This is a genomic window from Streptomyces sp. NPDC104814 (assembly GCF_055583185.1).
Window position 1 is genome coordinate 223,338 of sequence record NZ_JBVJOL010000002.1, and the last position, 20,431, is coordinate 243,768.

17 protein-coding genes are annotated in these 20,431 nt (G+C 73.2%); 11 read left to right on the forward strand and 6 right to left on the reverse strand.

Features of this window, described 5'->3' with window-relative positions:
- Positions 1 to 11: 11 nt before the first annotated feature.
- A complete protein-coding gene (locus tag ACZ64A_RS09585; RefSeq protein WP_469809345.1) occupies positions 12 to 1,289 on the forward strand; it encodes a sensor histidine kinase in 1,278 nt (425 codons plus the stop codon).
- A 10-nt stretch (positions 1,290 to 1,299) separates the two neighbouring features.
- On the forward strand, positions 1,300 to 1,947 hold the full coding sequence (locus tag ACZ64A_RS09590) for a LuxR C-terminal-related transcriptional regulator (RefSeq protein ID WP_469809346.1): 648 nt from the start codon (positions 1,300 to 1,302) through the stop codon (positions 1,945 to 1,947).
- Between the two features lie 125 nt (positions 1,948 to 2,072).
- Here the strand turns inward: ACZ64A_RS09590 and ACZ64A_RS09595 are convergent, their stop codons facing one another.
- Positions 2,073 to 2,954 (reverse strand): NAD(P)-dependent oxidoreductase, encoded by an 882-nt coding sequence (locus ACZ64A_RS09595; protein WP_469809347.1) that lies wholly within the window; start codon positions 2,952 to 2,954, stop codon positions 2,073 to 2,075.
- Between the two features lie 97 nt (positions 2,955 to 3,051).
- Between ACZ64A_RS09595 and ACZ64A_RS09600 the strand changes: the two genes are divergently transcribed.
- Positions 3,052 to 3,471 (forward strand): winged helix-turn-helix transcriptional regulator, encoded by a 420-nt coding sequence (locus ACZ64A_RS09600; protein ID WP_469809349.1) that lies wholly within the window; start codon positions 3,052 to 3,054, stop codon positions 3,469 to 3,471.
- Here the strand turns inward: ACZ64A_RS09600 and ACZ64A_RS09605 are convergent.
- The 3 genes from ACZ64A_RS09605 to ACZ64A_RS09615 all read right to left on the reverse strand — a co-directional run bounded on the left by ACZ64A_RS09605 (position 3,376) and on the right by ACZ64A_RS09615 (position 6,735).
- On the reverse strand, positions 3,376 to 3,999 hold the full coding sequence (locus ACZ64A_RS09605) for a class F sortase (RefSeq protein ID WP_469809351.1): 624 nt from the start codon (positions 3,997 to 3,999) through the stop codon (positions 3,376 to 3,378). The genes ACZ64A_RS09600 and ACZ64A_RS09605 overlap by 96 nt on opposite strands.
- Positions 4,000 to 4,191: 192 nt before the next feature.
- Positions 4,192 to 4,713: a hypothetical protein gene (locus ACZ64A_RS09610; RefSeq protein WP_469809352.1), complete on the reverse strand. Its 522-nt coding sequence runs from the start codon at positions 4,711 to 4,713 to the stop codon at positions 4,192 to 4,194.
- A gap of 348 nt (positions 4,714 to 5,061) precedes the next feature.
- The gene (locus tag ACZ64A_RS09615) at positions 5,062 to 6,735 is read right to left on the reverse strand and encodes a M4 family metallopeptidase (RefSeq protein WP_469809353.1); all 1,674 of its coding nucleotides are present in this window, start codon (positions 6,733 to 6,735) and stop codon (positions 5,062 to 5,064) included.
- Between the two features lie 128 nt (positions 6,736 to 6,863).
- Here ACZ64A_RS09615 and ACZ64A_RS09620 point away from each other — a divergent pair, with 128 nt between their 5' ends.
- The gene (locus tag ACZ64A_RS09620; protein WP_469809354.1) at positions 6,864 to 7,295 is read left to right on the forward strand and encodes a gamma-glutamylcyclotransferase family protein; all 432 of its coding nucleotides are present in this window, start codon (positions 6,864 to 6,866) and stop codon (positions 7,293 to 7,295) included.
- A gap of 1 nt (position 7,296) precedes the next feature.
- On the opposite strand, the gene ACZ64A_RS09625 is transcribed toward ACZ64A_RS09620, so the two are convergent.
- Both ACZ64A_RS09625 and ACZ64A_RS09630 read right to left on the reverse strand, forming a co-directional pair.
- Positions 7,297 to 9,513, reverse strand: coding sequence for a molybdopterin oxidoreductase family protein (locus ACZ64A_RS09625; protein ID WP_469809355.1), 2,217 nt, complete (start codon positions 9,511 to 9,513; stop codon positions 7,297 to 7,299).
- 211 nt (positions 9,514 to 9,724) lie between these two features.
- On the reverse strand, positions 9,725 to 10,396 hold the full coding sequence (locus ACZ64A_RS09630; protein ID WP_469809356.1) for a SanA/YdcF family protein: 672 nt from the start codon (positions 10,394 to 10,396) through the stop codon (positions 9,725 to 9,727).
- Positions 10,397 to 10,582: 186 nt separating this feature from the next.
- Here ACZ64A_RS09630 and ACZ64A_RS09635 point away from each other — a divergent pair, with 186 nt between their 5' ends.
- From ACZ64A_RS09635 to ACZ64A_RS09665, 7 genes are all read left to right on the forward strand, one after another.
- Complete coding sequence (locus ACZ64A_RS09635) at positions 10,583 to 11,431, forward strand: sirohydrochlorin chelatase (RefSeq protein WP_469809357.1); 849 nt, start codon at positions 10,583 to 10,585, stop codon at positions 11,429 to 11,431.
- 207 nt (positions 11,432 to 11,638) lie between these two features.
- On the forward strand, positions 11,639 to 12,286 hold the full coding sequence (locus ACZ64A_RS09640; RefSeq protein WP_469809358.1) for an acetate uptake transporter: 648 nt from the start codon (positions 11,639 to 11,641) through the stop codon (positions 12,284 to 12,286).
- Positions 12,283 to 14,283, forward strand: coding sequence for an acetate--CoA ligase (acs, locus tag ACZ64A_RS09645; RefSeq protein ID WP_469809360.1), 2,001 nt, complete (start codon positions 12,283 to 12,285; stop codon positions 14,281 to 14,283). Before ACZ64A_RS09640 ends, acs begins: the two co-directional genes overlap by 4 nt.
- A 144-nt stretch (positions 14,284 to 14,427) precedes the next feature.
- Positions 14,428 to 15,684 (forward strand): deoxyguanosinetriphosphate triphosphohydrolase, encoded by a 1,257-nt coding sequence (locus tag ACZ64A_RS09650; RefSeq protein ID WP_469809361.1) that lies wholly within the window; start codon positions 14,428 to 14,430, stop codon positions 15,682 to 15,684.
- A gap of 145 nt (positions 15,685 to 15,829) precedes the next feature.
- Positions 15,830 to 17,095, forward strand: coding sequence for an NAD(P)/FAD-dependent oxidoreductase (locus ACZ64A_RS09655; protein WP_469809362.1), 1,266 nt, complete (start codon positions 15,830 to 15,832; stop codon positions 17,093 to 17,095).
- A gap of 41 nt (positions 17,096 to 17,136) precedes the next feature.
- Positions 17,137 to 19,041 carry a DNA primase gene (dnaG, locus tag ACZ64A_RS09660; protein ID WP_469809363.1) on the forward strand — a complete coding sequence of 635 codons (1,905 nt, stop codon included), beginning with the start codon at positions 17,137 to 17,139 and terminating at the stop codon, positions 19,039 to 19,041.
- Positions 19,042 to 19,272: 231 nt separating this feature from the next.
- Positions 19,273 to 20,421 carry an RNA polymerase sigma factor gene (locus ACZ64A_RS09665; RefSeq protein ID WP_469810147.1) on the forward strand — a complete coding sequence of 383 codons (1,149 nt, stop codon included), beginning with the start codon at positions 19,273 to 19,275 and terminating at the stop codon, positions 20,419 to 20,421.
- Positions 20,422 to 20,431 lie beyond the last annotated feature (10 nt).

Consider the following 20,431-nt stretch of genomic DNA (forward strand, 5'->3'; position numbering starts at 1 on the left):
ATTGGGCTTCCGTGATCCCCGTGCGCGCCCAGGTCGCCGCCACCTTCGGGCGCCGTGCCCTGACCGCGCTGCTCTACGCGCTCGTGTCCTTCCCGCTCGCCCTCGCCGGTTTCCTGCTCACCCTGGCGGGCCTGGTGGTGGGCGGCCTGCTGTCCGTGACCACGCTCGGCCTGTGGGTCATGGCCGGAACGGTCCGTGGCGCGCTGGCACTGGGCGCGCTGCAGCGGGCCCTGGCCCGTGCGCTGCTCGATCTGGACATCGAACCGCCGGAGGGCGTGGGGGCGGGCGGCCCGCTGCGGTGGCGGCGGGCCGTACTGGGGGAGCGGACGGGATGGCGGGCCGTGGGGTCCGCGCTGCTCACCCCGTTCACCGCCGTCCTCGGGCTCCTGGCCGTCCTCATCGGATACGTCTACGGTGTCCTGCTCACGCTCCATCCGCTGCTCGCGCGCGTCGACTACGTCACCGTGCACCGGCCGGACGGCACGACCCGGCATGTGTCGCTGGAGCTCTTCGGCATGCAGGTCGACACCTGGCCGCGCTGGCTGCTCCCCGTCGCCCTCGGACTGCTCCTCCTGGCCGCCGCGCCCCACCTGGTACGGCACGCCCTCGCACCCCACCGCGCCCTGCTGGCCGCGCTGCTCGGACCCGACACCGCCGCCCGCCGCATCCGCACCCTGGAGGAGACCCGGGCGCACGCCGTCGAGGACGCCGCCGCCACCCTGCGCCGTATCGAACGCGATCTGCACGACGGCACGCAGGCCCGCCTGGTCGGGGTCGCCATGCACCTCACCCTGATCCGCGAACTCATCACCGCGGGCGCCGGCCCCGACCGCCTCCTGGCCGCCGTCGGCACCGCCCAGTCCCACGCCACCCAGGCCATCTCCGACCTGCGCCACCTGGTCAAGGGCATCCACCCGCCCGTCCTCGACCAGGGCCTGGACAAGGCGCTGGCCACGCTCACCGCCGACAGCCCCCTGCCGGTGCGGCTCACGACGCGTCTCGCCACCCGGCCCGGCCCCGCGGTCGAGTCCATCGCCTACTTCTGCGCCGCCGAACTGCTCGCCAACGCGGCCAAGCACAGCGGCGCCGAGGCCGTCGAGGTGAGCGCCGGCACGGACGGGGAGCGGCTGCGGCTGACGGTCGCCGACGACGGGCGCGGCGGCGCGGTGATCGGCGCCGGCTCCGGGCTCACCGGCCTGCTGGCCCGGGTACGCACCGTCGACGGCACGCTCGTCTGCGACAGTCCGCCCGGCGGCCCTACCGTGGTCACCGTCGAACTGCCCCTGTGACGGAGGTCGGATGCGCGTCGTCATCGCCGAGGACTCGGCCATCCTGCGCGACGGACTGGTCCAGCTGCTCCAGCTGCGCGGCGTCGAGGTGGCCGCCGCGGTCGCCGACGCGGACGCCCTGCTCACGGCCGTCGCCGGGCACACCCCGGACGTCGCCGTCGTCGACATCCGGCTGCCGCCCACGCAGACCGACGAGGGGGTGCGGGCCGCCGTACGGCTGCGTGAGGAGCACCCCGGCACCGGGGTGCTGCTGTTCTCGCAGTACGTCGAGACGGCGCACGCGGCGCGACTGCTGGGCAACCCGTCCGGGGTGGGCTATCTGCTGAAGGAACGGGTCGTCGACATCGGCGAGTTCGTCGCCGCGCTGGAACGGGTCGCGGCCGGCGGCACCGCGCTCGACCCGGAGGTGGTGGCGCAGCTGTTCGGCGCGAGCCGCCGCCGCAGCGCGCTGGACGCGCTCACCCCGCGCGAGCGGGAGGTACTGGCGCTGATGGCTCAGGGCCGCACCAACCACGGCATCGCCACGGCCTTCACGGTCTCCGAGCGGGCGGTGGAGAAGCACGTGGCGAACATCTTCACCAAGCTCGGCCTGCCGCCCTCCGAGGCGGGTCACCGCCGGGTACTGGCCGTGCTGCGCTATCTGGAGGACGCCGGCTGACCTGCGCGGGGGCGGCGCGGCCAACCGCAGAAGCCCCTCAGACGCATGGACGCCACACCTTTCGCAGACCCCGCTCGGGTCGGCCGAGACGCACCGCAACTCGAGGCCGGCCAGCGGCCCCTGGTTCAGGCGTTCGTGCGCAGCAGGTCGATCAGGCCCGTGGTGCCCTCGTCGCCGTGCCCGTCCTCGAGGCGGCGCCGCATCAGGGCCAGGACCGGGGTGAGCAGTTCCGCGCTGACGTGCTGCTCCTTCGCGGTCCGCAGCAGAGTGGCGCTGCCGGCGACCTGCATGGCGAGCTGGGACACGACGCCGGTGCGGTAGTCGCCGCTCGCCAGCTGCTCCGCCGTCTGGTGCGCCATGGGGGCCATCGCGCCCAGCCACGACACCAGCAGCGGCGCGAACTCCTTCGGTTCGACGTCCTCCTCGCGGATCAGCGCGAAGGCGTGCGTGATCCCGGCGAACATGCCGTACATCGCGCTCAGCAGCGCCACGTCGTGCAGTGCGGCGAAGCCGGGGTCGGCGCCGACGTACGCCGTGCCGGCGGGGACGGCGAGCGCGTCCCGGTGCTCCTCGAACAGCTCGGCCGAGCCGCTGTAGAAGACGTAGGCGCCACTGTCCGGCAGGCCGATCATCGGCGGTACGGCCATGATGCCGCCGTCCAGGAAGCGGGCGCCGCGCTCCTTCGCCCACCGTGCGCGGGAGCGGGCGTCGGCCGGGGTGCCGGTGGTGAGGTTCACCAGGTCGCGGCCGGTGAGGTCGGCTTCCTCGAGGGCCTCGCCGACGGAGGCGTCGTCCAGCAGGCAGGCGACGACGAGCCGGCCGGCGGCCACCGCCTCGGCGGCGCTCGCGGCGACGGCGGCGCCCTCGGCGGCCAGGGGTGCGGTGCGGGCGGAGGTACGGTTCCAGACGGTGACGGGATGGCCGGCGGCGAGCCAGGCGCGGGCCAGTGCGGTGCCCATGTCGCCGGTGCCGAGCAGGGTGATCGGGGAACGCTTGGGGTCGGTCATGACGTCAAGGCTGGTGGGAGGGGACACCGCGCTCAAGTACGTACTTTCGAGTGGGTGGTTACCACCGGGAAAGCGACCAGGCAGGAAAGGGGAAGGCATGCCGATCGGGCGGCGGCCGGGGGCGTACCAGTGCGGGATCGACGCGGCGATGGATGTCATCGGCGGGAAATGGAAGGTGCTCATCCTGTGGGCGCTGGAGCAGCGCTCGCACCGTTTCGGTGAGCTGCGCCGGGCGCTGCCCGGGGTGACGGAGAAGGTGCTTGCCTCGCATCTGCGGGAGCTGGAGGCGGACGGCATCGTGCACCGCGAGGAGTACGACGAGGTGCCGCCGTGCGTGGAGTACTCCCTGACGGCGCGCGGAAAGGCGCTGAACGCCGCGCTGGCCCCGCTGGGCCTGTGGGGCAAGGAACATGTGCTGGGGTCAGCGGCGGCTTCCGGTCAGGTGGGCGAAGACGACCACGTTGCCCTGGTAGCCGGTGGCGCGGGAGTAGCCGCCGCCGCAGGTGATCACGCGTAGCTCGGGGCGGTGGGCGGCGCCGTAGACCTTCTCGTCGGGGAAGTCCTTGTCCTGGTAGACCTCGACGGCGTCGACGGTGAACACGGCGGTGCTGCCGTCGCGCCGGTCCACCTCGATGGCGGCGCCCTTCTTCAGCGCGCCGAGGTCGTAGAAGACGGCGGGGCCGTCGGCGTTGTCGACGTGCCCGGCGACGATCGCGGTGCCGCGCTCGCCGGGGCTCGTCCCGGCCTCGTACCAGCCGGCGAGGTTCTTGCGGCCGGCGGGCGGGACGTCGAGACTGCCGGACGCGGTCAGGGCCAGGCCCATCAGCGGGGCGTTCACCCGGATCGACGGTATGCGGATCCGGTCGGGCGGGGACGGCGGCAGCGCGGGTGCCGCGGAGCCCTCGGCGCCCGGGTCGGCTGACGCCTCGGCGGCCGACGGCTGCGGCGGGGCGTGCCCGGCGGTGCCGCTGTGCAGCAGCCAGGCACCGGTGCACAGGGCGGCGGCGGTGACCGCCGCTATCGCGGTGTTGCCGACCCGACGCATGTCAGACCCCTCTCGACGAAACGGCCGCGGACGCGCCGGCGGCATCAACGAACCGGTGGCCTGCGCGGGGTGGTGAGCAGACCTCGCCCCCGGAGGGACATCGCCCCGTGCCCCCCTCCGGGCCGCGAGGGGCGTCGGACCCGGAGGGGGAGGGGACCTGCGGTACCGCGGACGGACAGCGGAGGGTGTCCGTCAGATCCCGTCGCCTCTCGCCCGGCGATGCAGGAGCCAGGTACCGCCCGCGGCGGCGACGGCGAGAGCCGCCACACCTGCCGCGGTCTGTACGGGGTCGGGGCCCAGTGCGCCGCCGACCCCCGTCTTCACACTTCCGTGCGGCTGCAGCTGCCCGCGTTCGGGCGTCAGCGCCACCATCAGGTCGCCCCGGACCACGCGGTCGCCCTCCGCGCACGTGGCGACGATCTCGTACGTCCCCGGCTGCGCGCTCGGCGGCACCCGGAACTGCCCGATCGCCTCGCCCTGGTGCGTGCTCGGCGCCAGCGTGAACCGGCCGGCGCCGACCGCACCGGCGTCACCCGCCGCCACGCCGCCGTCGCCGCACGCCGCGGTGTTCACCGTGACGTCGGCGCCGGGCGCCACGGTGGTCGGGTACACCTCGAGGCCGCCGGCGTCCGCCGCGTACCCGGGCGCGGCGAGTGCGCCCAGAGCGGTGGCGGCGAGCGCGGCAGCGGTCAGCACGCGGACGGTGCGTCGCATCGGTGCTCCTTCGAGCGGTTCGGTTGCCCCTGCCCTTTCGAGGTAAGGCCCCGCACGCCGCGCCCGCTCTTCGAGGCCCTGCCGAAAACGCGGCGAACGGGTGCCCGCGAGCGCCTCCCCGGGCCCGCTGCCGAGGTCGTTTCAGCAGGTCAGCGACGGGGTGAGGGGGTGTCGTACAAGTGCACCCCGATGGGCGTGGCCCACAGGTGTGAACGGGTGAGCCGACGACATCGGCGACGACGGCGGCTCGCCCTCCCGATCGCCCGCCCGGCGCCACGGCCGGTCCGGGCACGCGCGACGGCCGCCCCCGCAGGGGCGGCCGTCGGTCCGGGCTCGAACGCCGTGAGGTCAGTTGACGTTGACGGCACTCCACGCCGCCGCCACCGCGTTGTACTCCGCGCTGCCCGCGCCGTAGAGGTCCTTCGCCGCGTTCAGGGTCGCCGTCCGCGCGCCCGCGTAGTTCGTCGACGACGTCATGTAGACGGTCAGCGCGCGGTACCAGATCTTGCCGACCTTGTCCCGCCCGATCCCGGTCACGGCGGCGCCGTTGTACGTCGGCGAGTCGTAGCTGACGCCGTTGATGGTCTTCGCGCCGCTGCCCTCGGCGAGCAGATACGCGAAGTGGTTGGCGACGCCGGACGAGTAGTGCACGTCGAGGTTGCCGACCGTACTGCTCCAGTAGTCCGCGGAGTTGCCGTCCTTGGAGGGCTTGTCCATGAAGCGCAGGGCTGCCTTGCCGAAGCCGGGCTTCACGATCTTCTCGCCGATGAGGTAGTCACCGGTGTCGGAGGCGTTGTTCGCGTACCACTCCACCATCGTGCCGAGGATGTCCGAGGTGGCCTCGTTGAGCCCGCCGGACTCCCCGGAGTAGGTCAGCGCGGCCGTCTTCGAGGTGACGCCGTGGGTCATCTCGTGCCCGGCGACGTCGAGGGCGACCAGCGGACCGAAGGTGGTCCCGTCACCGTCGCCGTAGGTCATGCAGAAGCAACTGTCGTCCCAGAAGGCGTTGTTGTACGCGTTGCCGTAGTGGACGCGGTTGTAGGAGCCCTTGCCGTCACCGGCGATGCCGTTGCGGCCGTGCACGTTCTTGTAGTAGTCCCAGGTCTCGTTGGTGCCGTACTGGGCGTCGACGGCGGCCGAGGCGCGGTCGGCGGTGGCGCCGGTGCCCCAGTGGTTGTCGGCGTCCGTGAAGACCGTCGAGGGCGCCCGGCTGAAGCAGATGTTGAGGAAGCACACGTCGGTCTTGTTCGCCGCGTCACCGGTGTAGGTGTTGCCGCGGGTGGCGTCCTTGAGCTGGTACGACGAGCCGGACTGGGTGGTCTCCAGCGGGACCGTGCCGCTGTAGAGCGACTTGCCGTCGCCGCTGATGTGCTCCAGGGAGTCCCAGGCGTCGATCTGGGTGCCGCTGGTGGCGTCGGTGAGGACGGTGCGGGCCACCGGGTTGCCCTGGGCGTCCTGTGCGACGGCGTTGGTGCGCCAGGCGAGCTTCGGCGCGCCGTGCAGGGCGTCGACGACGAGTTCGGGCTTGGCGGTCAGCTTGCGCAGGGTCTCGCCGAGGTTCACCGCGCGCAGCGCGTTCGCCGCGAGGTCGGCGGCCTTGGGTCCGGCGACCTTCGGGGTGACGGTCGGCAGGGAGACGGTGGACCTCGTCGCCCGGGAGGCGCTGCGGTAGCTGCCGTCGGGGGCGAGGTGGACCACGAAGTCGCCGCCCAGTACGGGCAGTCCGTGGTAGGTGCGGTCGTAGCGCACGTGCTGGGTGCCGTCCCTGTCCACGATCACGTCGCGGACGGTGGTCCTGACGGCGCCGGTCAGGCCGAGGGCGGTCGCGTGGGAAGCGAGGACGTCCGTGGCGTGGGCGATCGCGGTGGCCCGGCTGGGACGGTCGGCCGCCTGCGCGGCGGGGGAGAGGGCGGCGGCCAGCAGGGCCGCGGTGGTGGCGGCCACGCCAGCGGTGGCGAGACGGGATCTGCGGGAGCTGCGGTGGGTGCGGGACTCCGGGTCGTGCTGCCGTATCCGACTCATCGTTCTCCTCGGAAAGGCGCCTGGGGGCGCGTGGGGGCGGCGCAGATGCTGACCCAGATTTAAGAGGCCATGACATGTCATGTCCATAGCGCGTACGGGGAGGTGTGTGAGGAGTCAGAATCGTTTCTGTGACCCTCCCGCCCCCGCCGCACCTCCCGTTCTTCGTCTACGGCACCCTGCGCCCCGGCCAGCCCAACCACGATCTGTTCCTGCACGGCCGCACGGCGAGCGAGGAACCGGCACGGATGACCGGCCTGAGGCTGTACGACGGACCCGGCTACCCGTACGCCGTCGAGGAGCCCGCGGGCGCGGTGAGCGGCGAACTGGTGACGGCCCGGCCGGAGGTCTACGGTGAACTGCTGCTCGCGCTGGACCGGTTGGAGGACTGCGTCCCGGGTGACCCGCGCAGCCTGTACGACCGCGTCGCCAGGCAGGCCGTGCGGGAGAGCGACGGCACAGCGGTGCGTGCCTGGGTGTACGTCGCCGCGCCCGCGGTCGCGGCACGACTGCGGGCGCGGGGAACGCCGATCGAGAGCGGGGACTGGCTCGCCCGCAGGTGAGCTACGCGGGCCCGTCCGCCTCCAGCCGTGCGGGGCCGTCCGCTTCCCACTGTGCGGGCCCGGCCGCTTCCAGCCGTACCGCGCACACCTTGAACTCGGGCATCCGCGAGGTCGGGTCGAGGGCCGGGTTGGTCAGCGTGTTGGCGCGGCCCTCGCCCGGCCAGTGGAACGGCATGAACACCGTGTCCGGGCGGATCGCGGTGGTGACCCGGGCCGGTGCCACCGCCCGCCCGCGCCGTGACACCACGGCCACCGGGTCGCCCTCCGCCGCGCCCAGCCGGGCCGCGAGCCGCGGGTGCAGCTCCACGAACGGCCCCGGCGCGGCCCGGTTCAGCTCCTCCACCCGGCGGGTCTGCGCGCCCGACTGGTACTGGGCGACGACCCGGCCCGTGGTCAGCAGCACCGGGTACTCCTCGTCCGGCTCCTCCGCCGCCGGCCGGTGCGACACCGGCACGAACCGGGCCCGGCCGTCGGGCGTCGCGAACCGGTCGAGGAACAGCCGGGGCGTGCCCGGATGCGGGCCGGGCACCTCGCGGGCCGGGTCGTCGTCCCGCAACGGCGCGTCGGCAACGGCGTCCTCGCCGTCCTGGAGGTCCGGCGCGTCCTCGCCCGGCGCCGGACACGGCCAGAACACGCCGTCCTCCTCGGCCAGTCGCCGGTAGGTGATCCCGGAGTAGTCGGCCGGCCCGCCCGCACTCGCCCGGCGCAGCTCCTCGAAGACCTCCTCCGGGTCGGCCGGGAAACCCTTCTCCACCCCGAAGCGGGCCGCCAGTTCGTGCAGCACCTCCAGGTCGCTGCGCACTCCCTCGGGCGGTGTGAGCGCCCGCCGGCGCAGCAGCACCCTGCCCTCCAGGTTCGTCGTCGTGCCGGTCTCCTCCGCCCACTGCGTCACCGGGAGCACGACGTCCGCCAGGGCCGCCGTCTCCGACAGCACGACGTCGCACACGGCCAGGAAGTCCAGCGACCGCAGCCGCTCCTCGATGTGCGCGGCACGGGGCGCCGACACCACCGGGTTGGAGCCCATCAGCAGCAGGGCGCGGATGTCGGTGCCGAGCGCGTCCAGCAACTCGTAGGCGCTGCGCCCCGGTCCCGGCAGCGTGTCCGGGTCCACGCCCCACACCGCGGCCACATGCCGCCGGGCCGCCGGATCGTCCAGCTTGCGGTAGCCGGGCAACTGGTCGGCCTTCTGGCCGTGTTCGCGCCCGCCCTGCCCGTTGCCCTGCCCGGTCAGACACCCGTACCCGGACAGCGGCCGCCCCGCCCGCCCCGTCGCCAGGCACAGGTTGATCCACGCGCCCACCGTGTCCGTCCCCTTGGACTGCTGCTCCGGGCCGCGCGCGGTGAGCACCATCGCCGCCTCGGGCTCGCAGAACATCCGTACCGCCTCGCGCAGTTCGGGAACGGACACGCCCGTGAGCCGCTCCACGTACTCCGGCCAGTGCGCCATCGCCGCGGCGCGCGCCTCCTCCCAGCCCGCGGTGCGTTCTTCGACGTACGCCTCGTCGACGCGTCCCTCGGCGACGACCAGGTGCAGCAGTCCCAGCGCCAGCGCCAGATCGGTCCCCGGTCGGGGCGCCAGATGCAGGTCGGCCTGCTCGGCCGTGCGTGTGCGGCGCGGGTCGACGACGATCAGCGTCCCGCCGTTCTCCCGCAGCTCCTGGAAGTACCGCAGCGCCGGAGGCATGGTCTCGGCGAGGTTGGAGCCGACGAGGATCACACAGCCGGTCTTCGGGACGTCCTCCAGCGGGAACGGCAGCCCCCGGTCCAGACCGAACGCCTTCGTCCCGGCAGCGGCCGCCGACGACATGCAAAAACGCCCGTTGTAGTCGATCTGGGAGGTCCCCAGCACCACCCGCGCGAACTTGCCGAGCGCGTACGCCTTCTCGTTCGTCAGGCCGCCCCCGCCGAACACGCCCACCGCGTCCGGACCGCTCCGCACGCGTGCGTGGCGCAGCGCCCCGGCGATCCGGTCCAGCGCCTCCTCCCAGGAGGCGGGCACCAGCGTGCCCCCGGCGGAGCGCACCAGGGGCGAGGTCAGGCGCACCCGGGAGGACAGCACGGCCGGCGCGGTGCGCCCCTTGCCGCACAGCGCGCCCCGGTTCACCGGGAAGTCCGCGCGCTCCGTCACCTCCACCGTCCCCTGCGGGGTGGGCGTCAGATTCATCCCGCACTGCAGGGCGCAGTACGGGCAGTGCGTGGGCGTCGCGGTGTTCTGCATGCCCTTCAGGCTGCGTCGGCCGTGTTACGGGCCCGCACGGCGTGGTGTTACACGGCCCGAACGGCGACCTCCCCGCGCCCGACCGCGCACGGTGAGGCGCCCGTCGCGACCGACCGGGCGGGGCGGTCGTGGACCGGGGCGGGCCGGGTGGGGCGCCGGCCGGGCAGGGGAGCGGCGGCCGTCGCCGGCCCGGCAGGCGGCGGGGCGGCGGTCAGCGGCTGCTCGCCAGGGCGCGGGCCACGCCCGGCTCCTTCGGGCCGAGGAAGCGCGGGTCCGGGCGGAACAGGGCGTCCAGCGCCGCCTTGCCGGCCGCGAAGACCTCCCGGGTCCCGCCGTAGTACCAGGTCACGTCGTGCGATTCGTCCACGCCGACGCCGTACGACGTCACCCCCGCCGCCTCGCACAGCGCCACCGCCCGCCGGATGTGGAAGCCCTGGCTGATCAGCACGGCGCGGTGCACCCCGAAGATCTTCCGGGCCCGCACACAGGAGTCCCAGGTGTCGAAGCCGGCGTAGTCGCTGACGATCCGCTCGGTCGGCACCCCGTGCCGGCGCAGATACGCCCGCATGGCGTCCGGCTCGTCGTAGTCGACGCGGCTGTTGTCGCCGGTCACCAGCACGACCTCGATCCGCCCCGCCCGGTACAGCGCGGCCGCCGCGTCCAGCCGGTGCGCCAGATACGGCGACGGCTCCCCGTCCCACAGGCCCGCGCCGAAGACGACGGCGACCTCGGTGCGCGGCACGTCGGCCGCACCGCGCAGCCGGTCGCCCGTGACGGCGTACAACCAGGTCGGCGGAAGCAGCGCCAGCACGCACACGGCCATCACCGCCTGCACCAGCCGGCGCTGTCCGGTCCGCGTACGGGGCAGTCTCCAACGGCGCATCGTTTCTCCGGCCCCTCCTGATCGGTCCCGATCCATCAGGACGCGCCGGCTCCCGATCCGGTTCGCCGACCTCACGCATGGACCGGGTTCGCTCACCTCGCGCACGGGCCCGCCGTGAGCCTGACGAAAAGACAGCCGTCACGGCCTCGCAACAGGGGCGCAACCTCACCCGGCCAGGATCCTTCCATGACGGCGTCGAACCCTTCCCGCGACGAAGCCCGCCTCGACACCACGGCGCACCTGATGACCGCGATCGGCACCGAGCTGGCCGGCCGGCTGCGCCTGGTCCGCCCCGACGGCCGGCGCCGCCCCGCCCCGCCCGCCCTGGTCCTCGTGGCGCACGGCAGCCGCGACCCGCGCGCCCTGGACACCGTCCGGGACCTGCTGGAACGGGTCCGCGAACTGCGTCCCGCGCTGCCCGTGCGCCTCGGCCACATCGAGCTCAACGCCCCCCTGCTCCCCGACACCCTCGCTGCCCTGGGCGACACGGAGGCGGTCCTGGTCCCGCTGCTGCTCACCCGCGGCTACCACGTCAAGCAGGACATTCCCGAGCTGGCGGCCGCCTCCCCGGTCCGCGCCCGCGTGGCGGCCCCGCTGGGCCCCCACCCGCTCCTGGTGGAGACCCTCTACGCCCGCCTCACCGAGGCCGGCTGGCCGGCGCGGACGACGGAGCGCGAGCGCCGGACGAGCGCCGTGGTCCTGGCCGCGGCCGGCTCCCGCGACCCCGGCTCGACGGCCGACACCCGCCGCACGGCCCGCCTCCTCGCCGACCGCCTGGGCGTCCCGGTCGTCGCGGCGTACGCCTCGGCGGCGGCCCCGACCGTGGAGACGGCCCTGCGCGCCCTGCGGGCGAGGGGCCGCCACCGCATCGCCGTCGCCTCCTGCTTCACGGCCCCCGGCCGCTTCGCGACGCAGTGCGCGGCGTCCGCCCCCTGGATCGCGTCCCGGCCGTTGGGGGCCCACCCGGCGATGGCGCGGCTGGTGCTGCGGAGGTACGAGCAGGCGCTGCAGATGCCCGCGACGACGGCCGCCTAGCGTCGCGAGCCGGTGAACCTTTCCGGTCGCAGCACTAGAAATCCGCAGCCGGGAAACTCGGTCGGAGCCCCGACCGCGCCGGACGTCCGCTCGTCGTGCAGGCGGCACCGGTCACCCTGTGCAGGCTGTGCGCGAGGCGTCGAGCGCATAGGTGGTGCCTACAATGGATCTGCATCCTTGTGATCCATGTCACAGCAGGAGACGCACATGAGCACCCCCACCTCCGAACAAGGAAAGATCGCCGACCCCGGTCCGCTCGGCCTGGCCGCCTTCGCCGCGACGACCTTCGTTCTCAGCACCTTCAACGCGAATCTCATCCACGACAAGACACTCGTCGCCGTGGTCCTGCCGCTCGCGCTCTTCTACGGCGGGCTCGCACAACTCCTCGCCGGCATGTGGGAGTTCCGCAAGGGCAACACCTTCGGCGCCACCGCGTTCGGCTCCTTCGGCGCGTTCTGGCTGTCGTACGCCGCCTACGCGAAGTTCGTCGGCCCGGGCCTGCCGGCGTCCACCGCGCACCAGGCGACCGCCCTGTTCCTGCTGGTGTGGGCGGTCTTCACGGTCTACATGACCGTCGCGGCGACCCGCACGACGGGGGCGATCCTCGCCGTGTTCGTCACGCTGTCCGCGACGTTCATCGTCCTCACCATCGCCGAGTTCGCGCAGTCCCCGAACACCACCAAGGCCGGCGGCTGGCTGGGTCTGCTCACGGCGGTGTGCGCCTGGTACGCGTCCTTCGCCGGCGTCACCAACTCCACGTACCAGCGTGCCGTCATGCCGGTCTTCCCGAACCTCGGTGAACACCTGCGGCCGCACCGCACGCACCACCGCGGACCCTTCGGAGCCCACGCATGACCGACTCCGGTGGCGAGACACTCTCCAACCTGCTCCACGAGGAGCGACGCTTCCCGCCGCCCCCGGAGCTGGCCGACGCGGCGAACGCCACCGTTGCGGACTACGAACGCGCCGACGCCGACCGCCTCGCCTTCTGGGCCGAGGCGGCCCGCCGGCTCGACTGGGCACGGCCCTTCGACGAGGTTCTGGACTGGAGCCGTGCCCCGTTCGCCCGCTGGTTCACCGGCGGGCGCCTGAACGCGGCGTACAACTGCCTCGACCGGCACGTGGCGGCCGGACTCGGCGAGCGGGTCGCCTTCCACTGGGAGGGCGAGCCCGGTGACACCCGCACGATCACCTACGCCGACCTGACGGCGGAGGTCTGCCGGGCGGCCAACGCGCTGCTGTCGCTCGGCGTGCGCACCGGCGACCGGGTCGCGATCTACATGCCGATGATCCCGGAGACGGTGGTGGCGATGCTGGCCTGCGCCCGCATCGGCGCCCCGCACACCGTGGTCTTCGGCGGGTTCTCCGCCGAGGCGCTGCGCGGCCGGATCCTCGACTGCGACGCGCACGTGGTGATCACCGCCGACGGCGGCTACCGCAGGGGCAAGCCCTCGGCGCTGAAACCGGCGGTCGACGAGGCGCTGCGCGAGTGCCCCGACGTACGCAGCGTCCTGGTCGTCCGGCGTACCGGACAGGAGGTCGACTTCACCGAGGGCCGGGACGTTTGGTGGCACGACGTGGTGGACGCGCAGCCCGCCGAGCACGAGGCCGAGGCGTTCGACAGCGAGCATCCGCTGTACATCATGTACACCTCCGGGACGACGGCCCGCCCGAAGGGCATCCTGCACACCACCGGCGGTTACCTCACCCAGGTCGCCTGGTCGCACTGGGCGGTGTTCGACGTCAAGCCGGAACGCGACGTGTTCTGGACGGCGGCGGACATCGGCTGGGTCACCGGCCACTCGTACATCGTCTACGGGCCGCTCGCCAACGGCGTCACCTCCGTGATGTACGAGGGCACCCCGGACACCCCGCACAAGGGCCGCTGGTGGGAGCTGGTCGAGAAGTACCGCGTGTCGATCCTCTACTGCGCCCCGACCGCGATCCGCACCTTCATGAAGTGGGGCGGTGACGTCCCGGCCGAGTTCGACCTGTCGTCACTGCGCCTGCTGGGCTCGGTCGGTGAGCCCATCAACCCGGAGGCGTGGATCTGGTACCGCAAGCACATCGGCTCCGACCGCTGCCCGGTCGTGGACACCTGGTGGCAGACGGAGACCGGCGCCCAGATGATCAGCCCGCTGCCGGGGGTGAGCGTCTGCAAGCCCGGCTCGGCCCTGCGCCCCCTGCCGGGCATCGCGGCCGACGTCGTCGACGACAGCGGCAAGCCGGTGCCCGACGGCTCCGGCGGCTACCTCGTCCTGACCGACCCGTGGCCCGGGATGCTGCGCACCATCTGGGGCGACGAGCAGCGCTACATCGACACGTACTGGTCCCGCTTCCCCGGGATGTACTTCGCCGGGGACGGCGCCAAGAAGGACGAGGACGGCGACATCTGGCTGCTGGGCCGGGTCGACGACGTCATGAACGTCTCCGGGCACCGCATCTCCACCACGGAGGTCGAATCCGCCCTCGTCTCCCACCCGATGGTCGCGGAGGCGGCCGTGGTCGGCGCGAGCGACCCGACGACCGGGCAGGGCGTCGTGGCCTTCGTCATCCTGCGCGCCGACGCGGGGCAACCGGGGGACGGCGGGGAGGCCGGTGCACAGGAGGCGGCCGCCGAACTGCGCGCCCACGTCGCCAAGGAGATCGGCCCGATCGCCCGGCCCCGGCAGATCATGGTCGTCGCCGAACTCCCCAAGACCCGCTCCGGGAAGATCATGCGCCGCCTGCTGCGGGACGTGGCCGAGAACCGGGCGCTCGGCGACGTCACGACGCTCACGGACTCCTCCGTGATGGACGAGATCCGCGACCGGCTGCCCTCCGCGGGCTCGGGAGGAGAAGAGGAGGCGTAGGCACGGCGCACACGGCCGTGTCACCCCGGCCGCAGCCGGACCCCGGCAACGGGTGAACCGGACCCCGGCAACCAGAACCGGAAAAGAGAAACTCGGCAGACGCGTAGGCGCACGTTTGTCACACCCCCCGCTTACTGTCGAGACATGCCGTACGACGCGCAGGACACCGAACGCTGGGCCCCCGAACCGGAGAAGCGCCCCGGCCGCACCGCATTCCAACGCGACCGGGCCCGGGTCCTGCACAGCGCGGCCCTGCGAAGGCTCGCCGGCAAGACCCAGGTCGTCACCCCCGGCGGGACCGGTTCGTCCGCGTGGGACGCCAGCCCCCGCACCCGCCTCACCCACTCCCTGGAGTGCGCCCAGGTGGGCCGGGAGCTCGGCGCGGCCCTCGGCTGCGACCCGGACCTCGTGGAGGCGGCCTGCCTCTCGCACGACCTCGGTCACCCGCCCTTCGGCCACAACGGCGAACAGGCGCTGAACGAGTTCGCGCAGGACTGCGGCGGCTTCGAGGGCAACGCGCAGTCCCTCAGGCTCCTCACGCGGATCGAGCCCAAGCGGTTCACCGAGGAGGGCTCCGTCGGCCTCAACCTCACCCGTGCCGCCCTGGACGCGGCCACCAAGTACCCCTGGCCGCGCGGCGCCCACCCCACCGACCCGGCCTCCGGGAAGTTCGGGGTGTACGAGGACGACCGCCCGGTCTTCGACTGGGTCCGCAAGGAGGCCCCCACCACGCGCACCTGCTTCGAGGCGCAGGTCATGGACTGGTCCGACGACGTCGCGTACTCCGTGCACGACGTCGAGGACGGACTGCACGCCGGCCACATCGACCCCGTCTGCCTGCACGCCGAGCCGGAGCGAAGGGACGTCTTCCAGGTCGCGATCGGCCGGTACGTGCCGGCGGACACCGCCCCCGAGGAGCTGGCCGCCGCCCTCGACCGCCTCCAGGACGAGGAGTGGTGGCCGCACGGCTACGACGGCTCGGCCGTCGCCCAGGCCCGGCTGAAGGACGCCACCAGCCAGCTCATCGGCCGGTTCTGCCTGGCCGCCGAGGGCGCCACGCGGGAGGCGTACGGCGGCGGCCGGCTCACCCGGTACGCCGCCGAACTGGTCGTGCCGTGGGAGACGCGGCTGGAGTGCGCGGTGCTGAAGGCGGTCGCCGACCGGTACGTGATGCAGCGCGACGAGCAGGAGCGGCTGCGCGCCGACCAGCGCATCGTCGTCCTGGAGCTGGCCGCGGCGCTCACCGCCCGCGCCCCCGAGGGCCTGGACCCGCAGTTCCGCGCCCTGTTCGACCGGGCCGGCGACGACCGGTCACGCAAAAGGGTGATCGTCGACCAGATCGCCTCCCTCACCGACGCATCGGCGCGTTCCCTTCACGCCAGGCTGACGAGACAGGCGTGACACTGGAAGGCGCATGTGCCGTGGACACCCATCCGTACGCAACCCCATGTGACCCTCCGTGGCCTGATCGGGCCACACCCCCTTCCCCCATCACGCTCCGTGCGGGACGCTCCCCTGTGGCGGCACCCTTACGAGGAGGCATCAAGTGGTCGACGCGGACCAGACATTCGTCATCGTCGGAGGCGGCCTGGCCGGCGCCAAGGCGGCCGAGACGCTCCGGGCGGAGGGCTTCAACGGGCGCGTGATACTGATCTGCGACGAGCGTGACCACCCCTACGAGCGCCCGCCGCTGTCCAAGGGCTACCTCCTCGGCAAGGAGGAGCGCGACAGCGTCTTCGTGCACGAACCCGCCTGGTACGCGCAGAACGACATCGAGCTGCACCTCGGCCAGACCGTCGACGCCGTCGACCGCGCCGCCAGGACGGTCCGCTTCGGCGACGACGGCACCCTCGTCCACTACGACAAGCTGCTGCTGGCGACCGGCGCCGAGCCGCGCCGGCTGGACATCCCCGGCACCGGCCTGGCCGGCGTGCACCACCTGCGCCGCCTCGCGCACGCCGAACGGCTCAAGGGCGTGCTCGGCGCGCTCGGCCGGGACAACGGCCACCTCGTGATCGCCGGCGGCGGCTGGATCGGCCTGGAGGTCGCCGCGGCGGCCCGCGAGTACGGCGCCGAGGTCACGGTGATCGAACCGTCGCCGACCCCGCTGCACGGCGTCCTCGGACCCGAACTGGGCAACGTCTTCGCGCAGCTGCACCGCGAGCACGGCGTCCGCTTCCACTTCGGCGCGCGGCTCACCGAGATCACCGGCCAGGACGGCGTGGTCCTGGCCGCCCGCACCGACGACGGTGAGGAGCACCCGGCGCACGCCGTGCTGGCGGCGATCGGGGCGGCCCCCCGCACCGGCCTCGCCGAGGCGGCGGGCCTGGAGATCGCCGACCGGGCGCACGGCGGCGGGGTCGTGGTGGACGAGCGGCTGCGCACGTCGGACCCCGACATCCACGCGGCCGGTGACGTCGCCTCCTTCCCGCTCGCCCTGTTCGGCACCCGGCTGCGGGTGGAGCACTGGGCGAACGCGCTGAACGGCGGCCCCGCGGCCGCCCGCGCGATGCTCGGCAAGGAGGTCGTGCACGACCGGGTGCCGTACTTCTTCACCGACCAGTACGACCTCGGCATGGAGTACAGCGGCTGGGCGCCGCCGGGGACGTACGACCAGGTGGTGATCCGCGGGGACGCGGGCAAGCGGGAGTTCATCGCCTTCTGGGTGAAGGAGGGCCGTGTACTGGCCGGGATGAACGTGAACGTGTGGGATGTCACAGAGCCCATCCAGAAGCTGATCCGCTCCGGCACGCCGGTGGACCTGGAGGCCCTGGCCGACCCGCACGTCCCGCTCGCGAACCTCGCATCGTGAGTGCCCCCGGGAGTGCCGGCTCGGCCCCGTAGAATCTCCACGTGGCAGGACGGATCAGAGACGAGGACGTGAAGGCTGTTCGGGACGCCGTCCCGATCGACGCCGTCGTCTCGGAGTACCTCCAGCTGCGCAACGCGGGCGGCGGCAACCTCAAGGGCCTGTGCCCCTTCCACGACGAGAAGTCGCCGTCCTTCCAGGTCAGCCCGAGCAAGGGACTCTTCCACTGCTTCGGCTGCCAGGAAGGCGGCGACACCATCGCCTTCGTGATGAAGGTCGACCATCTGACCTTCTCCGAGGCCGTCGAGCGCCTCGCCGGCCAGGCCGGCATCACCCTGCGCTACGAGGAGGGCGGCTACAACCCCGCCCACCAGCGCGGCGAACGCATCCGCCTGGTCGAGGCGCACAAGGTCGCCGCCGAGTGGTACGCCGAACAGCTCGCCACCAGCCCCGAGGCCGACACCGGCCGGATCTTCCTCGCCGAGCGCGGCTTCGACCAGAACGCCGCCCTGCACTTCGGCGTCGGCTACAGCCCCCAGGGCTGGGACCACCTGGTGCGCCACCTGCGCGGCAAGGGCTTCAGCGACAAGGAGCTGCTGCTCTCCGGTCTCGCCCAGGAGGGCCGGCGCGGCCCCATCGACCGCTTCCGCGGCCGCCTGATGTGGCCGATCCGCGACATCGGCGGCGACGTCGTCGGCTTCGGCGCCCGCAAGCTGTACGACGCGGACAACGGCCCGAAGTACCTCAACACCCCCGACACGGCCATCTACCGCAAGAGCCAGGTGCTGTACGGCATCGACCTGGCGAAGAAGGACATCGCGAAGTCCTCCCGCGCGGTCGTCGTCGAGGGCTACACCGACGTCATGGCCTGCCATCTCGCCGGGGTCACCACGGCCATCGCCACCTGCGGCACCGCCTTCGGCAGCGACCACATCAAGATCCTGCGCCGGCTGCTGATGGACAACGGCAGCGCGCGGGTGATCTTCACCTTCGACGGTGACGCGGCCGGGCAGAAGGCGGCCCTGCGCGCCTTCGAGGACGACCAGAAGTTCGCCGCCGAGACCTACATCGCGATTGCCCCCGACGGCATGGACCCGTGCGAGCTGCGCCTGATGAAGGGCGACGAGGCGGTCGCCGACCTGGTCGAACCGCGCACCCCGCTGTTCGAGTTCGCGCTGCGCCAGATGGTCGCCCGCTACGACCTGGACACCCCGGCCGGCCGCGCGGCGGCCCTCGACGAGGCGGCCCCGGTCGTCGCCCGCATCAAGAACAGCGGCGCCCAGCACGAGGTCGCCGTGCAGCTCGCCGGGATGCTCGGCATCCTCGACACGCAGTTCGTCGTCAAGCGGGTCGCCCAGCTGGCCCGCTGGGCCCGCGACCGCGGCGGCAAGGGCCCCGCCCCGGCCGCACAGCCGGACCGCCGGCAGTGGGCGGCCACCGGCGGCCCGGCGTTCTCCGGCCCGGCCCTCACCCTGCGCAACCCCGTCTACGCCACCGAACGCGAGCTGCTCAAGCTCGCCCTGCAGCGCCCCGAACTGGTCTCCCCGGCCTTCGACGCATACGGCGTCGACGAGTTCACCGCCCCGCCCTACGCCGCCGTACGCCAGGCGATCCTGGACGCGGGCGGTGCCGAACAGGGGCTGTCGGACGCGCAGGAGTACCTGGTCCGCGTCCGTGAGGCCGCCCCCGACGACCGGGTCCGGGCGATGGTGACGGAGCTGGCCGTCGAGGCGATCCTGCGCCGCACCGTCGACGAGACCTACGCCGGCACGGTCCTGGTCACCGTCCGCCGCCGTGCCGTGGAACGCCGGATCACCGAGGTCCAGTCCCAGCTGACCCGCCTCGGCGCCGCCGGCGACCCCGCGGCGCTGGCCGCCGTACAGAACGAGCTGTGGGTGCTCCAGCAGTACGACCAGGCGCTTCAGGCGCACGGGGCCGCGGCCCTCTGACCCGGCGCGGCCCCCCGCGGGCGCGCCGCTGCGGCCCCGGCAGGGCCCGGTCCGGCCGCCGCGATCACCAGCCGGTCACGGTGCGAACGCAAAAAGTCATCGCACGCCCCTCGTTTCCGCGATGTGTCGTACTCCACACTGGGGTGCGGTGCCTGAGTCCCCGGAGCGCGGCCGAACCGTCCCCTCGCGTCCCACCCCCGCGCGGTCCGCTCACCTCAGCAGCGTTCCCCCCTGGAGGTCGCACCCGTGCAGACCCAGACCCTCGTCCAGAACGACAGTACCGACGGCGCGGAAGCGGACGCGGAGGCCGGCCTGCTGGCCGCCGTCCCGCCGCAGAACCCCGCCGCGCACCACCCCGAGGCCATGCCCGGTCCCGGCGAACCGCCGGCCGAGGCCCTCGCCGAGGCGGAAGCCGACGTGGACGCCGGGGACGAGACCCCCGCGGTGCCCGCCCGGGCCGAGAGCACCGGACCCTCCGCCGACCTGTTCCGCCAGTACCTGCGGGAGATCGGCCGTATCCCGCTGCTCACCGCGGCCGAGGAGGTCGACCTCGCCCGGCGCGTGGAGGCCGGCCTGTTCGCCGAGGAGAAGCTCGCGAACACCCCGGACCTGGACAGCCGGCTGGCCCACGACCTGGACCGGCTCGTCGTCATGGGTCGCCTCGCCAAACGGCGGCTCATCGAGGCCAACCTGCGTCTCGTCGTGTCGGTCGCCAAACGCTACGTCGGCCGCGGGCTGACCATGCTCGACCTGGTCCAGGAGGGCAACCTCGGGCTGATCCGGGCCGTGGAGAAGTTCGACTACGCACGCGGCTACAAGTTCTCCACCTACGCCACCTGGTGGATCCGCCAGGCCATGTCCCGGGCGCTCGCCGACCAGGCCCGCACCATCCGGGTGCCCGTCCACGTCGTCGAACTCATCAACCGGGTCGTGCGGGTGCAGCGCCGCATGCTCCAGGAACGCGGCTACGAGCCCACTCCCGAGGAGGTCGCCAACCAGCTCGACCTGCCGCCGGAGCGGGTCGGCGAGGTGCTGCGTCTCGCTCAGGAGCCGGTGTCGCTGCACGCGCCGGTGGGCGAGGAGGAGGACGTCGCGCTCGGCGACCTCATCGAGGACGGCGACGCCGCCTCCCCCGTGGAATCGGCCGCGTTCCTGCTGCTCAGGGAGCATCTGGAGGCGGTGCTGTCGACGCTCGGGGAGCGCGAGCGCAAGGTCGTCCAGCTGCGCTACGGGCTGATCGACGGCCGCCCGCGCACCCTGGAGGAGATCGGCCGCCTCTTCGGGGTGACCCGGGAGCGGATACGGCAGATCGAGTCCAAGACCCTCGGCAAGCTCCGCGACCACGCCTTCGCCGACCAGCTGCGGGGCTATCTGGACTGAAGCGGCGGGT